Annotated in this window: 14 protein-coding genes; 2 read left to right on the top strand and 12 right to left on the bottom strand. The window is 67.1% G+C overall.

Features of this window, described 5'->3' with window-relative positions:
* Position 1 precedes the first annotated feature (1 nt).
* The 3 genes from BM43_RS33890 to BM43_RS41470 form a co-directional block, all read right to left on the bottom strand.
* Positions 2 to 955 carry a substrate-binding domain-containing protein gene (locus BM43_RS33890; RefSeq protein ID WP_036051444.1) on the bottom strand — a complete coding sequence of 318 codons (954 nt, stop codon included), beginning with the start codon at positions 953 to 955 and terminating at the stop codon, positions 2 to 4.
* Positions 956 to 975: 20 nt separating this feature from the next.
* Positions 976 to 1,992, bottom strand: a complete 1,017-nt coding sequence (locus tag BM43_RS33885) for a LacI family DNA-binding transcriptional regulator (RefSeq protein WP_025100117.1) — start codon at positions 1,990 to 1,992, stop codon at positions 976 to 978.
* Positions 1,993 to 2,305: 313 nt separating this feature from the next.
* The gene (locus tag BM43_RS41470; RefSeq protein ID WP_155296546.1) at positions 2,306 to 2,446 is read right to left on the bottom strand and encodes a hypothetical protein; all 141 of its coding nucleotides are present in this window, start codon (positions 2,444 to 2,446) and stop codon (positions 2,306 to 2,308) included.
* Between the two features lie 221 nt (positions 2,447 to 2,667).
* Between BM43_RS41470 and BM43_RS33880 the strand changes: the two genes are divergently transcribed.
* The gene (locus BM43_RS33880; RefSeq protein ID WP_042286577.1) at positions 2,668 to 3,609 is read left to right on the top strand and encodes a DMT family transporter; all 942 of its coding nucleotides are present in this window, start codon (positions 2,668 to 2,670) and stop codon (positions 3,607 to 3,609) included.
* Positions 3,610 to 3,691: 82 nt separating this feature from the next.
* Here the strand turns inward: BM43_RS33880 and BM43_RS33875 are convergent, their stop codons facing one another.
* From BM43_RS33875 to BM43_RS42770, 8 genes are all read right to left on the bottom strand, one after another.
* Positions 3,692 to 4,438 (bottom strand): haloacid dehalogenase type II, encoded by a 747-nt coding sequence (locus BM43_RS33875; protein ID WP_036051446.1) that lies wholly within the window; start codon positions 4,436 to 4,438, stop codon positions 3,692 to 3,694.
* A 183-nt stretch (positions 4,439 to 4,621) separates the two neighbouring features.
* Positions 4,622 to 5,677 (bottom strand): HoxN/HupN/NixA family nickel/cobalt transporter, encoded by a 1,056-nt coding sequence (locus BM43_RS33870; protein WP_036051448.1) that lies wholly within the window; start codon positions 5,675 to 5,677, stop codon positions 4,622 to 4,624.
* Between the two features lie 97 nt (positions 5,678 to 5,774).
* Positions 5,775 to 6,110, bottom strand: a complete 336-nt coding sequence (locus BM43_RS33865) for an SH3-like domain-containing protein (protein ID WP_025100123.1) — start codon at positions 6,108 to 6,110, stop codon at positions 5,775 to 5,777.
* Positions 6,111 to 6,124: 14 nt separating this feature from the next.
* Positions 6,125 to 6,760, bottom strand: coding sequence for a nitrile hydratase subunit alpha (gene nthA / locus BM43_RS33860; RefSeq protein WP_036051450.1), 636 nt, complete (start codon positions 6,758 to 6,760; stop codon positions 6,125 to 6,127).
* 9 nt (positions 6,761 to 6,769) lie between these two features.
* Entirely contained in the window at positions 6,770 to 7,240 is a 471-nt protein-coding gene (locus tag BM43_RS39670) for an SH3-like domain-containing protein (RefSeq protein ID WP_080742266.1), read from the bottom strand.
* Between the two features lie 451 nt (positions 7,241 to 7,691).
* Positions 7,692 to 8,342 carry a hypothetical protein gene (locus BM43_RS33850; RefSeq protein WP_036051453.1) on the bottom strand — a complete coding sequence of 217 codons (651 nt, stop codon included), beginning with the start codon at positions 8,340 to 8,342 and terminating at the stop codon, positions 7,692 to 7,694.
* A gap of 217 nt (positions 8,343 to 8,559) precedes the next feature.
* Entirely contained in the window at positions 8,560 to 9,180 is a 621-nt protein-coding gene (rclC, locus tag BM43_RS33845) for a reactive chlorine resistance membrane protein RclC (RefSeq protein ID WP_036051454.1), read from the bottom strand.
* 72 nt (positions 9,181 to 9,252) lie between these two features.
* Positions 9,253 to 9,822, bottom strand: a complete 570-nt coding sequence (locus BM43_RS42770; protein ID WP_370448938.1) for a DUF4148 domain-containing protein — start codon at positions 9,820 to 9,822, stop codon at positions 9,253 to 9,255.
* Between the two features lie 275 nt (positions 9,823 to 10,097).
* On the opposite strand from BM43_RS42770, the gene BM43_RS33835 reads away from it, so the two are divergent.
* Positions 10,098 to 11,816 carry a DUF3300 domain-containing protein gene (locus BM43_RS33835; protein ID WP_036053423.1) on the top strand — a complete coding sequence of 573 codons (1,719 nt, stop codon included), beginning with the start codon at positions 10,098 to 10,100 and terminating at the stop codon, positions 11,814 to 11,816.
* Between the two features lie 122 nt (positions 11,817 to 11,938).
* Here BM43_RS33835 and BM43_RS42530 read toward each other — a convergent pair whose 3' ends face one another.
* The gene (locus BM43_RS42530; RefSeq protein ID WP_255222537.1) at positions 11,939 to 12,064 is read right to left on the bottom strand and encodes a hypothetical protein; all 126 of its coding nucleotides are present in this window, start codon (positions 12,062 to 12,064) and stop codon (positions 11,939 to 11,941) included.
* Positions 12,065 to 12,397 lie beyond the last annotated feature (333 nt).

The following is a 12,397-nucleotide window of genomic DNA, read 5'->3' as shown; positions in this document are numbered from 1 at the left end:
CTCACTTCCTGAACTGGGCGCGATACGGGTCGACGCCGGCCTTGGTCACGATCGCGACCGGTACCGTGATGACGGGCTGGACAGGCTTGCCGTGCTGGATGTCGTCGAGCGCCTGGATCGACGCCGCGCCGATCGCGGCCGGATCCTGCTGCACCACGCCGAGCACCACGCCGCTGTCGAGACCGCGGATCACCTCGGCCGCCAGGTCCCACCCGACCACCTTGATCTTCTGGTTCATGCCCTGCGCGTTGATGGCGGCGATCGCGCCGAGCATGGCCGGCTCGCCGGTGGCATAGATGATGTTCAGGTCGGGATTGGCCGTGATCAGGTTCTCGGCCGCCGCGAGCGCCACGTCCTGGCTGTTGCGGCCGTCGACGGTGCCGGCGATCGAGATGCCGGGCGTCTTCGACCACTGGCCGACGGCGGCCTTCAGGCGTGCGTTCTGGATCGTCGAGCTGAGCGCGCCGATCACGCCGATCCTCGCCTTGCCGCCCAGTTGGCGCTTCACGTAGGCGGTGGTGAAATCGGCGATCATGCCGCCGCCCACGGCGTTGTCGACGCCTACCTGGGCCTTCTGCGGCCCGGGCGGCAGCACCGCGTCGATGCCGACCACCGGGATGCCGGCGTCGGTGGCCGCCTTGATCGAGGCGCGCAGGCCGTTGACGTCGATCGCGTCGACGGCGATGCCGTTGACCTTCTGCTGCGTGTAGTCGTCCATCGCGTTGTTCTGCGCGCTGGGCGCGTCGTTCGCGTTGAACACCACCAGCTTCGCGCCCAGCTTGTCGGCCTGCTTCTGGGCGCCCTCGCGCATCTGGTTGAAGTAGGTGGCCTGCTGATTGATCAGGATCAGGCTGTAGGTGGGCGCCGCCACGGCCGTGACGGCCGTGGCCGACGAAGATAGTAGCAGTCCTAATATAAAACGATGAAAACGCTTCCCGCCGACGATGCTTTTCATGACGACCTCCAGGGTAAGGGTTATCGGTTTCCCGGTGACGAAACGGAGCCGCGCACGATCAGCTCGACCGGCAACCTGCATTCCGCCTGCCCGGCCGCCGCTTGCGGCTCGGCCAGGGCCAATTCCACGGCTTTCCTGCCCATCTCCCGGATCGGCTGCCGAATGGCCGTCAGGGGCGGGTTGAACAGATGCAGGGGGCCCGCATCGTCGAACACGATCAGCGACAGCTCTCCCGGCACCGACACGCCGGCCGCCTGCAGGGCTTCCAGCAGGCCGAAGGCGATTTCCCCGCTGGAGATGAAGACCGCGGTGGGGCGCTCGGGCGACTGCAGCAGCTCGGCCGCCGCCTGCCTGCCGAATTCCGGCGAATAGGCGCCGAAGCTCTCCATCACCACCTGGGCCCCGCCGGCCCCGGCCGCGTCCCGCAGGCCCTTCAGGCGCTCCGCGGTGCTGCGCAGCCGCCGCGGGCCGCCGACGAAGGCCAGGCGCCGATGGCCGAGCGAGGCGAGATAGTCGCCCGCCAGGCGGCCGCCGCCTTCGTTGTCGCAGAACACCTTCGCGCAGGCGATGCCCGGCACGTCCTCGTCGATCAGCACCAGGCTCGGCGCGTTGCGCAGGGCCTCGCCCAACTCGGCCGTGTCGTGATGGCCGCTGACGAACAACAGCCCGCTCACCCGGTTGCGCAGCATCCGGTCCACATAGGCGACTTCGCGCGCGGCGCTGTTGGAAGTCGCGCTCAGCAGCACGCCCTGCCCTCGCTCGTCGGCTGCCTGCTCGACAGCCGAGGCCAGCGCGGCGAAGAACGGATTGGCGATCTCCGGAATCACCAGGCCGATGGTGTCGGAACGCCCGCGCCCGAGGCTGCGCGCCAACGGGTTCGGCGTATAGCGCAGCGCGACGATCGCGGCGTCGATACGCGCCGTGGTGGCGGCCGGCAGCTTGATACCGGCGTTGAGATAGCGCGACACGGTGGACGGGGACACCCCCGCCGCCGTCGCGACATCGCTGAGACTGGCTCCGTACTTCGTTTTTGCCAAGGTGTTCCCTTTAGGAAAACGCTTTACTAAATCGCTTTCCTATTCGAATTGGCCATAATCGCCGTGTCAAGAAGAATCCTTGTCTGGAGAATGGCGGCGACCTCGAGCGGCGGCGGATGGGCTGAAGCTGTGCAGCCGAGGAGAACGAGACGGAGAAAGCCTCGACGCGACGCTCGCCGTCGCGATGCAAGGCGTGGCCTGGCCTGGCCCTGGAGATGAGCCGGGCGCCGGCTTCCAGGTCGGCTCTTGAAAGGGAAACGTATCCAGGCCCGCGCTCGCCTCCGGAGGTGCCGGCGAGCGCGGGTTTGCTGCCTTACTTCGTCTTCCAGCTGGTGGCCTTGACGATATCCGCGTCACAGCTCCTGAGATTCGAGAGCCCCTCGTTGAGCAGGCTGTCCCATTGCTTGACGCGATTCAGGCCATTCGGCTTCTGGTTGAAATGGTCCGTATCCATGACCTTCGAACGTTCCGCGTGTAAGGCGTGCGCGCTTGACCGGGATGGACGGCCGGCACCCGCTCGCCGCGGGCCGGCCCGCGTGACACCTCGACATCGACGGCAGTCCCCCTCTGCCGCCTGGACGCAGCGTCCAAGCTTGCTGCCTTGTCCCGCTACGGCAAATCTGAAAACCTCCCTCCGACAAGAGGTTCGAACCTGTCCATCGGAGCGCATTCGAGATGTTTTCAAGCCTGGCACCGTTGTTCTTCGTGCTCATCTGGTCCACGGGGCTCGTCGTCGCGAAAGCGGTGGTGCCGCATGCCTCGACGGACCTGTTCCTGCTGGTGCGCATGCTGCTGAGCGCGGGCCTGCTCGGCGCGCTGGCGCTGGCGGCCCGCGAGCGCTGGCCACGTGGCCGGCAGTTGGCGAGCCACCTGCTGGCCGGTGCGCTGCTGCACGGCGTCTACCTGAGCGCGGCCTACTGGACGGTCGGGCATGGCATGCCGGCCGGCGTGATGTCGCTGATCGGCAGCATGCAGCCGATCGTGACGGTGCTCGCGATGTTCTTCATTTTCGGCGAACGCCCGGCGCCGCGGACCGTGGCCGGCCTGGCGATCGCGATTGCCGGCGTGGTGTGCGTGCTGATGCCGGCCGTGGCGAGCACCAGCACGACGGCGCAGCACTTCGGCGTGCTGGCCGTGGCGGTCGCGATCGTCTCGGTGACGGGCATGACCGCCGGCACCATGATCCAGCGCGGCCGGCTCGCCGGCGACGGCGTGCGCGTGTCGGCCAGCGTGCAGAACGCCGGCGGCGCGATGGTGGCCCTCGCGGGCATGTTGCTGGGCGGCGGGTATCGCTGGGACGGCACGCCCACGCTGTGGCTGGGCCTGGCCTGGTCGGTGGTGGGCCTGTCGGTCGGCGCGGTGCTGTTGCTGGTGTGGATGGTGCGCGTGCACGGCGCGACCAGGATGAGCACCCTGCTGCTTGCCGTGCCGGCCCTGGCCGCCGCCGAGGCATGGGCCCTGTTCGGCGAGAAGCTGAGCGCGCTCCAGATGCTGGGCTTCGTGCTCGCCCTGGCCGGCGTGGTGCTCGCCCGCCGGGCCGCGGCGCCCTCGCCGCTCAAGCCGGCGCCGGCCGGCTCGCTCGAAATCCAGCCAGGCGCGGCCGCCTCGCGCAAGTAGCGCTTCGCGCCCGGCTCGCTCCCGACCTCGGGCTCGAACGTCCCCCGCCAGAAACCGGGGACGCCCGAGCCCGACACGGCACTTAGAGCCCCACGAAAGCCGGCAAGGGCTTGAAGTCGGCGCCGATCTGGTTCGGCATGACGCCCAGTTGCTCGGTGGGCGCCTTCAGGCGATTGGCCCATAGCGTCGGAAAACCGAAGGTCTTCGCGCCGGCGGCGTCCCAGCCGGCGAAGGCGACGAAGGCGATCTGCTCGCGCGGCAGGCCGAAGGCATCGATGCCCATCTGGTACGAGCGCGGATCGGGCTTGTAGGCCTTGACCAGGTCGGTCGACAGCAGGTGATCGAACACGCCGCGCAGCTCCGGATTGTTCCTGACGCCGGCCTCCAGCATCGGCAGCGAGAAGTCGGTCAGCGGCGCCAGGCCGATGCCGTGCGCCTTCAACTGCTTCAGCGCCGGCACCACGTCCGGCCAGACCTTCAGGTTCAGGAACCCGGCCAGCAACTGCTGGCGCTGCTCCGGCGCGAGGCTGGCCTTCTCCGCTTCTTCCGTGAACTGCAGCGCGTCGGCGCTGATCTGCACGAAATCGACGTAGCTGCCCATCATGGTCCGCAGCCAGGTGTAGTCGAATTGCCGGGCACGCCAGGTGGCCACGAAGGCGGCGCCCCGGCCCGGCAGGAACTGCTCCACCATGGCGAAGATCGGGCGCGGATCGAACAGCGCCAGGCCGTCGAAGCCCACTGCCTTGATTCCGTTGCTTGCCGCCCAGGCCGGGATTGCCGTGCTTGCCGCGCTGGCCAGGGCCGCGGTCACGAAGTTGCGTCGATTCATGGTTTGCCTTTGGTGATGTCGAACATCGGTGGAGGATTGGGTGGAACGAACCGGAAGCGGGCTTGCCGGCGCGAAGGCGCGGCGCGCCGATTCGCGTGGGTTCGCGAATCGGCCCCGGCACGCCGGTGAAAAGGAAAGGTTTCGGCCTGGGCTTAGACCTGGGCTGTGGCCTGGGTTGTGGCCTTAACGCCGGACTTCGATGGTGTCGAATGACTGGCGCCGATAGATCAGCGCGGAAACCGCCCAGCTCAGGATGAAGATGCCGATGATGGCGTAGCCGAGCGTGCCGAAGTTGTCGTTGAGCGCGCCGATGGCATCCCAGAAGGCGCCGCTCACCTTGGCGTGGTTGGCGACCAGCCCCAGCGCCTCCACGCCGCCGACCACCACCGCCGCGATCACCGAGATCAGCGTGATGGTCATGTTGTAGTAGATCTTGCGCAGCGGCTTCATGTAGGCCCAGCCATAGGCGCCCAGCATCAGGTGGCCGTCGAGCGTGTCGATCAGGGACATGCCCGCGCTGAACAGGATCGGGAACACCATGATCGCCCACGGCGACAGCCCTTGCGCCGCCTGGTTGCCCGAGATGCCCAGCAAGGCGATCTCGGTCGAGGTGTCGAAGCCCAGCCCGAACAGGAAACCGAGCGGGTACATGTGCCAGCTCGCGCCGATCACGCGGAACACGCGCCGGAACATGCGCGAGAAGAAACCGCGCTCGGCCAGCAGCGCGTTGAAGTCGTCGTCGTGGTAGGCGCCGCCGTTGCGCACGCGAATCCAGGTCTTGACGATCGAGCGCAGGATGATCAGGTTCATCGCCGCGATCGCCAGCAGGAAGCCGGTCGACACCGAGGTGCTGACGATCGAGCCGACCGCCTTGTAGTGGGCGAAGCGCCCGTTCAGCGCCGTGGCGACCACCGCCACCGCCGCCGAGGCCAGGATCACCACGCTGGCATGCCCGAGCGAGAAGAACAGCCCCACCGTCACCGGCCGCTGGCCGTCCTGCATCAGCTTGCGCGTGACGTTGTCGATGGCCGCGATGTGGTCCGCGTCCACCGCGTGACGAAGGCCGAAGCCATAGGCCAGCAAGGCGGTGCCCAGCACCACCGGATGATGCCGGAACGCCATGAAGGCCCACAGCCACGCGAGCAGGTTCAGGCCGATCAGGAATGCATAGGTCGCAAGCAGCTTGCGCCTTACTGTTTCATCCGACTGGCTGAAGATGCCGACGAATCGCGAGATCATGCTGCATCCTTGTTTGCGTCGCCCGGCGACGACGGGCGAATTCGAGGTTCGAAGCGGCGCGGCCATGCCGATCGCACGAGCGCGCCGCGCATGCCGCTCAGACCGGCACGCCGAGCCGCAGCGACACTTCCTTGTGCTTGCGGCCGATTTCGTCGGGGTTGAGGATGCCCTTCTGCATCAGGCAATTCGAGGCCGACACGATCCACTTCTCGTAGTAGGTCAGCTTCGCCGCCATCTCGGTGCCGATTTCCTCGGTACCGCGGCGCTTCTCCTCGGTATTGACGATCTTGTGGAAATCGAGCACGTCCAGCAGCGCGTGGCAGCGCTTCTCCCAGGGCAGCAGCGGATGTTCGACGATCTGCACGGGCTCGTGGGCACCGGTGCCGCCGAAGTCGTTGGGCAGCTTCTTCACCAGCATCGAGGTATCGGTCATGGGTGTCTCTCCTGTTAGATGCGCGGTACCGACACGCCGATCATCGTATCGCGCGTTGCCAGCTTGACGAGTTGCTCCTCGGTGTAATGCTCGGTGCCCTTGGGGCGCAGCGGCAGCACCAGGTAGCGCAGGTTCGAGGTCGAGTCGTTGACGCGCACCTCGACGTGCTCCGGAATCCGGGTGCCGAATTCCTCCAGCACGGCGCGCGGCTCGCGCACCGCGCGCGAGCGATAGGGCTTGCTCTTGTACCAGTCGGGCGGCAGGCCCAGCACCGGGCGCGGATAGCAGGAGCACAGCGTGCAGACGATCAGGTTGTGCACCGTCTCGGTGTTTTCCAGCACCGTGAAGGTGGTGTCGTCGTACATGGAGATGCCCATCTCCTCGGCCGCCGCGTTGCCGTCGGCCAGCAGCCGGGCCTTGAAGGCCGGATCCACCCAGGCGCGCGCCACCAGGCGCGAGCCGAGGATCGGCGAGCGCGAGTCGAGCACCTCGATCTGGTGGCGAACCTCGTCCGCCGTGATCAGGTCGCGCTCGATCAGCAATTCGCGAATCGCGATTTCCAGGATTTCGTAATAACCCGGTTGCGCGTTGTTCTCGATGGCCGCGTGCTCGGAATGGTCCGAATGGTCGTGCGTATGATCGTTTGCCATGTTTCGCCTTTATGCCTTTTCAAGCCAATTTTCAAAAATCTCGAGTTGCAGCGTGTCCGACGGCGCGCCTTCGTTTTCCGGCCAGAGATCCTTTTGCGAGAAACGCACCTGGTAAAGCCAGAGCTGGCTGCCGGCGTTATGGCCGAATGCCTCCTGCTCGGGATTGATGTACTGCTCGACCACCCTCACCACCTGGCCGGGTTTGCCGCGCAAATAGAACGGCGTGCGGTAATGGCCGATCGGATAGCGGACCGACACCCTGACGTGGTCGCCCACCTGGAACGGCGACACCCGCCCTTCGCGATTGACGATGCCGGGAATCCTGGCGATGTGCGAAGCCGCGGCGGCATGGGCCGGGACGCCGAACGCGATCGACGCGCCGCCGGCCACCAGCGACTTCAGCAGCGTCCTGCGGGCCGGCGAGCTTTCGTGGTTCGCCGAATGGGCGGGATGAAGCGAGGGAGAATCATTGATCGACATGGCTGCCACCTTTCGAGGATACAGGCCTGAAAATCCTGTTTACCGCTAATGACGCAAAATCTGGAATCCAGGCGCGACGGTAATGATTGGTATGGGAACTCGATCGAAATCGCCATTGCCGATATCGGCGGCAAGCGGCGGATTCGATTCGATGCGTTTTTCGATTTCCAGCTGGAAATTGTTTCCGAATCGATATTTTCAGATTTGCCATGTCGAAACAAGGCACGCTTCTTGGAAGCAGCGTCTAAGTCGGACCAAGCGCGGAAATGGCCCGGCGGCGGCCTGGGAATGGCCGCTGGAATCGGTTCGGAAAATGCCCCGCGGGCCGCGCGCGAAGTGATCGGCGCGGCCGCGAATCAAGGATCAGGGCTGGCGGGAAGGTGCAGCGGGAGAGTCTGGCGAGGACGGCGCGGGGGCGTGGGCCATGGCACGGCCGGATGGCGTGCCCGTGTCAGTGACCGAGGTTGGTTTCGCAATCTTCCCAGTACCGCAGCGGATCGCGGTGCTGCGGATAACGCTCGTTGAGCCAGCCCGTCAGGCGGCTCCATTCCGGGTGGCGGGAGCCGATCAGCGAGGACCAGATCTCCGAGCGTTCGAGGATCTTGCCGCTCGCGCGATCGCGGATCAGCAGGCTGCCGAGGCCGCTCGAGCTGTTCGTCTGCGATTCGACCTGGTAGCGCGGCAGGATCCGCAGTTCGGCGTCCTCGGCCCAGCCGTAGACGGCGCGAACCGTGTTCGAGGGGTCGCGCAGCTCGATCGGGCCGCTGGCCGGACGAATCGCCTTCCAGCCTTCCGGGAACTCGACGACGATCTCGTGGCCGCCTTCGCGCACCAGCTTCACGCGCCAGGCGCGTGCCATCGCCTCGCGCAGGCGGGCCGCCGACTCGTAGCCGGACGGCAGTTCGACCGCCATCGGCAGGGTAACCAGGCTGTCCTTCCAAAGCCGGCTTTCGTCGGCGGCGCGCTCGATGGTCTCGAATCCGCTGCCTTCGAAGGGATTCACCGGCCGGCTCGACGCGCTCGTGCTGATGCTGCCACCGGGTAAGCCCGAAAAGAGACGCTCGGCGTCCTGTCGGGTCAGTTTTGTCTTTCCTTTTTTCATCAGTTCTTTTTGTGCCACGATCTCGATTACCTCGGGCCCGTGCCGGATATCGGCACCGCGCCCCTTTTTACGGGCGCCCGAATGGGCCCGAAGCGCCATTTTGCACGCATATTACCGGCTTGCCGGCCTCGGTGGGGCCGAGATGCGCACAAGAATGGCCTGGCACCGGGCGGGGACACGGCGCCGAGCGCTCGGCTGCGATGTCCCCGCCCGCTTCTCAGCGCACGGCCCGTGCCCGGGATTGTCCGCAGCCGCCCACCTCGCATCGGCTCTCGCGCTCGACGAGCAGCCGTTTCGCCGAGTCCGCCATGACCAGCACCGAGGCCGCCAGGATCACGGTGTCCTTGATGATCAGGCGGCCGTGCTCGGAGAGGAAGGGAAAGCCGTGCTGCGCGTCGCCCAGCGCCGGCACCCAGGTTTCCGGCGTGCTCGCCAGGAACGACAGCGTGACGAAGGGCGTGAGAAACGACAGCAGGCCGCCGAGCAGGCCCAGCTTGCGCGAGGCGACGTTCGACAGCACCAGCAGGCCGATCAGGATCTCGAGCGTTCCCAGGCCGCGCGAAAAGGCATAGGTGTTGTTGTCCCGCTGCCAGGCGCGTTGCTCGGGCACCAGTTGCCCTTCCTTCGTCATGTGCCGGGCGTAATCCTCGGGATGCTTGTAGAAGAATTCCATCACGGGGCTTTGCGCCACCAGCGGCGTGATGCTGTCGGCCTCGTAAGGCACGAACTTCAGCGCGCCGATCCAGAGAAACACGATGGCGATCGAGATGCGGACCAGGTTGACGCCGAAACGATCGGCGCGGCTGGTGACCTTCAGGAAATGGATATAGGCATTCATGTACGTTTCAAACCACGGCGAGGAAAGTCTCCAGGAGCGCGGACATCCACCATGCCGCGCTCCCGTCCCGGATCAGCTGCCAAAGTAGACCGGCTTCAGGCCGCTGTTCTCGTCCGCGGCGATGCCGCGATTCGCGCCGCCGGCTTCCGAGCGCGCTGCCGGGTTGGCGCCGTAGCCCGCCGCGCCCTCGCCTTGCCGGTTGGCGGCGATGCGTTGCTCCGCGGCTTGCAGTTGCGTCGGATAGCTGTTGTCCTCGCCGCGGCCCACGTTGTAGCCGGCCTCGTGCAGTTGCACGATCTCGGCGCGTACCTGGGCGCGCGTCAGCGTGCCGGCCTGGGCGTTGGCGGTGCCGGCGGCGAATGCCGCGACGAGGGTGGTGGTGGCGACGAACACGGGGATAAAGCGCTTCTTCATGATCTTTTCCATCTGGCAAATTAGGTGTGCGTACAACCTTGTCGGCTCGACATGCTGGATCGATGCCGCCGGGTTGTCGGGATGCGTCGTACTTGGTGATCGCATGAGCACACTGTAGTTGCCGGGCTGTCGCGCTTGAATGCCGGGCAAGCTCAACAAGATGCCCGTTCGTCTCACGATGAGGATCAGGCGCAAAAGCACCGTCGGCGCTTCGTGCGAGCCCTTCATTTTCATTTCGGCGAAGCGGCTCGCCAGCGGATTGAAAGGCTTCGCCGATCGGCACGAAGCCGGCCGCCGAGGGCTGGAGCCCGCGTCACGCAAGGGGCGCACAGACTGTTACATAATGCGCGCCGCATCTCGTGCACGAAGCCTCGCCGAGGATCGTTATGCTCACTGTGGCCGCCGCGCCAGGCTTTCGTTTCCGTCAGGTCGAGATGGCCGCCACCCGGCAACACCGCTGCCGCAAGCCCGGGCTCACTCCGATGAACGACAAGCACAAGATCATGAAAGACACCCTGCCGCCTCGTCACCACCCCGCTCGCGCGATCGTCGCCTCCACGCTCGTGATCGCCCTGCTCGGCCTCGCCGCCTGCAACCGGAAGAGCGATGACACGCCGCCGGCCGCCGCGGCCAGCGCCACGAGCGCGCCGGCCGCTTCCGACGCGCAGCCGGCACCGGCCGCCTACACGCCGCCGAGCGCCGACCAGCTCTACCAGATGGTGGCGCCGATCGCGCTGTTCCCGGACAAGCTGGTGGCGCTGGTCCTGGCCGGCGCCACCTACCCCGACCAGGTCACCGCCGCCAATACCTGGCTCGGCCAGAATCCGACGCTCAAGGGCGCCGACCTGACGGCCGCCGCCGACGCGCAGCCCTGGGACCCTTCGGTCAAGGCGCTCACGGCCTTCCCGGCGGTGCTCTCGCAGATGGCCTCGAACATCGAATGGACCACCGCGCTCGGCCAGGCCTACTACCACGATCCGAACGACGTGCTGAACGCGATCCAGGTGATGCGCCAGCGTGCGCAGAAGGCGGGCCACCTGAGTTCGGGCAGCCAGCTGCACGTCACCCAGGTGGCGCAGGCCGCGCCGCCGCCGTCCTACACGCCGGCGCAAAGCGGTCCGGCGATCTACGAGGGGCCGCCGATCGTGCCGCCGCCGCCCCAGACCATCGTGATCGAGCCGGCCCAGCCCGATACCGTCTATGTGCCGGCCTACAACCCGGCGGTGGTCTACGGCGAGCCGGAGGTCTACCCCGGTTACGCCTACCGGCCGAGCTACGACACCGGCGCGGTGGTCACCGCGGGCGTGCTGTCGTTCGGGGTGGGGATCGCCGTGGGGGCGCTGTTCAGCCATCACGACTGGGGCTGGCATTCGTGGGGCGTGAACTGGGGCGCGCCGCATCCGGGCGGCCCGGCCTGGGGCAACCGGGAACGGCCGGCGGTGGTGTACAACCACACCACCTACATCTCGAAGTCGACCACCGTGATCAACAACATCCACAACACGCGGATCACGAACAACGTCACCAACAACTACGGCAACACCACCAACAACGTCGGCAACCTGGTCAATCGCGGCGCGCCGCCGGCCGGCGTGGCCGCCGCGCAGCAAATGCGCGAGCAGCAGGCCGCGCGCGAGCAGCAGATGCGCGAGCGTCCGGGGGCGCCGCATCCCGGTCCGTCGGCGATGTCGATGCCGCATTTCGGCGCCAACGATACGCGGCCGGGCGAACGGCCCGCGGCGCATCCCGAGGCGAATCGTCCGAACGAGATGGCCGCGCATGCCGGCCCGGGCGAGCCGCATCCGGGTGAGGCGCGGCGTGTCGAGCGCAACGAGGCGGCCCAGGGCGCCGCCCATCCGCCTGCCGAGGGCCGCGCGCCGGAAAACGTCCCGCATCCGCCCGCCAACGCGAACGCGATGCACGGCGCGAACCCGGCGAACGGCGAGATGCGCGAGATGCCCGGCATGCAGATGCACCAGCAGGCCGAGCCGCGCCGCGAGCCCGAGGCGCCGCGCAACGAGCCGGCCGAGGCGCCCCGCCAGCAGCACGAGGCGCCGCCCCAGGCACGCGAGGCCTTGCAGCAGCGCGAGGTGCATGCGCCGCAGCAGCACGAGGCGCCGCGCCCGGCTGCGCAGCCTCGGCCGGCCGATCACGTGCAACATGAGCCTCAGCAGCACGCGGCGCCGCATCCGCAAGAGCACGAGAGGCAGGAGCATCGCTGATCGCGAGGCGCGTCGAGGGAATGGGCGAACGGGATCGCAGGCCAAGCGGTCCCGCCTAGGGTGAACCGTGCCCCGCATATCAAGGCCGCTGGCCGGACCGCCCCGCTCATGTCGAAGCCCGGTCATTCGCCGTCGCTGCTGACGACCAGCGTCCCCCTCCATCCGTCGACATTCTTGTCGCGCGTCGTCATCGTGAATTCGTCGGCCGCGGCCTTGCGCGGCTGACCGCTCAACTGTTCTTTCGGCAAGGTTTGAGATATCGGGCGGCTGGCGTCGGCACGGCGAACGTCATGCGCCTCCCCGGTCGAAACGCCCGGAGCGGCCCGACGATTCCACAGACGATTGGCTCGTCCACGCCGAATCGTGACGACATGAAACCGACGGGGCGGACGGAATCGTCGGATCTCCCGCCGAGACGGCGATCGAGCGCGATGCTGGCGGCGGGGGGCGTCAGCCTGCCTCCTTCCCGGGCGATGTCAGGGCCGCCATGTCATGGTTTTCCCTTGGTGTATCGCTGAAGCGAAACACGGCCCAGAGGGCGCCGACGCTCCCCGAGCGCCGTCGATCACGGTGCTTCCCCA

It is taken from the genome of Burkholderia gladioli, from assembly GCF_000959725.1.
Lineage (GTDB): Bacteria > Pseudomonadota > Gammaproteobacteria > Burkholderiales > Burkholderiaceae > Burkholderia > Burkholderia gladioli.
Note: the sequence above shows the minus strand (reverse complement) of the source record. Positions and strands in the feature narration are given on the sequence as shown.

Bases quoted from the DNA above. Each gene is read 5' to 3' on its own strand.
- BM43_RS33890 (WP_036051444.1), bottom strand. From the start codon at position 955: ATGAAAAGCATCGTCGGCGGGAAGCGTTTTCATCGTTTTATATTAGGA.
- BM43_RS41470 (WP_155296546.1), bottom strand. From the start codon at position 2,446: ATGGATACGGACCATTTCAACCAGAAGCCGAATGGCCTGAATCGCGTC.
- BM43_RS33880 (WP_042286577.1), top strand. From the start codon at position 2,668: ATGTTTTCAAGCCTGGCACCGTTGTTCTTCGTGCTCATCTGGTCCACG.
- BM43_RS33875 (WP_036051446.1), bottom strand. From the start codon at position 4,438: ATGAATCGACGCAACTTCGTGACCGCGGCCCTGGCCAGCGCGGCAAGC.
- BM43_RS33870 (WP_036051448.1), bottom strand. From the start codon at position 5,677: ATGATCTCGCGATTCGTCGGCATCTTCAGCCAGTCGGATGAAACAGTA.
- BM43_RS33865 (WP_025100123.1), bottom strand. From the start codon at position 6,110: ATGACCGATACCTCGATGCTGGTGAAGAAGCTGCCCAACGACTTCGGC.
- nthA (WP_036051450.1), bottom strand. From the start codon at position 6,760: ATGGCAAACGATCATACGCACGACCATTCGGACCATTCCGAGCACGCG.
- BM43_RS39670 (WP_080742266.1), bottom strand. From the start codon at position 7,240: ATGTCGATCAATGATTCTCCCTCGCTTCATCCCGCCCATTCGGCGAAC.
- BM43_RS33850 (WP_036051453.1), bottom strand. From the start codon at position 8,342: ATGAAAAAAGGAAAGACAAAACTGACCCGACAGGACGCCGAGCGTCTC.
- rclC (WP_036051454.1), bottom strand. From the start codon at position 9,180: ATGAATGCCTATATCCATTTCCTGAAGGTCACCAGCCGCGCCGATCGT.
- BM43_RS42770 (WP_370448938.1), bottom strand. From the start codon at position 9,822: ATGAAGGGCTCGCACGAAGCGCCGACGGTGCTTTTGCGCCTGATCCTC.
- BM43_RS33835 (WP_036053423.1), top strand. From the start codon at position 10,098: ATGAAAGACACCCTGCCGCCTCGTCACCACCCCGCTCGCGCGATCGTC.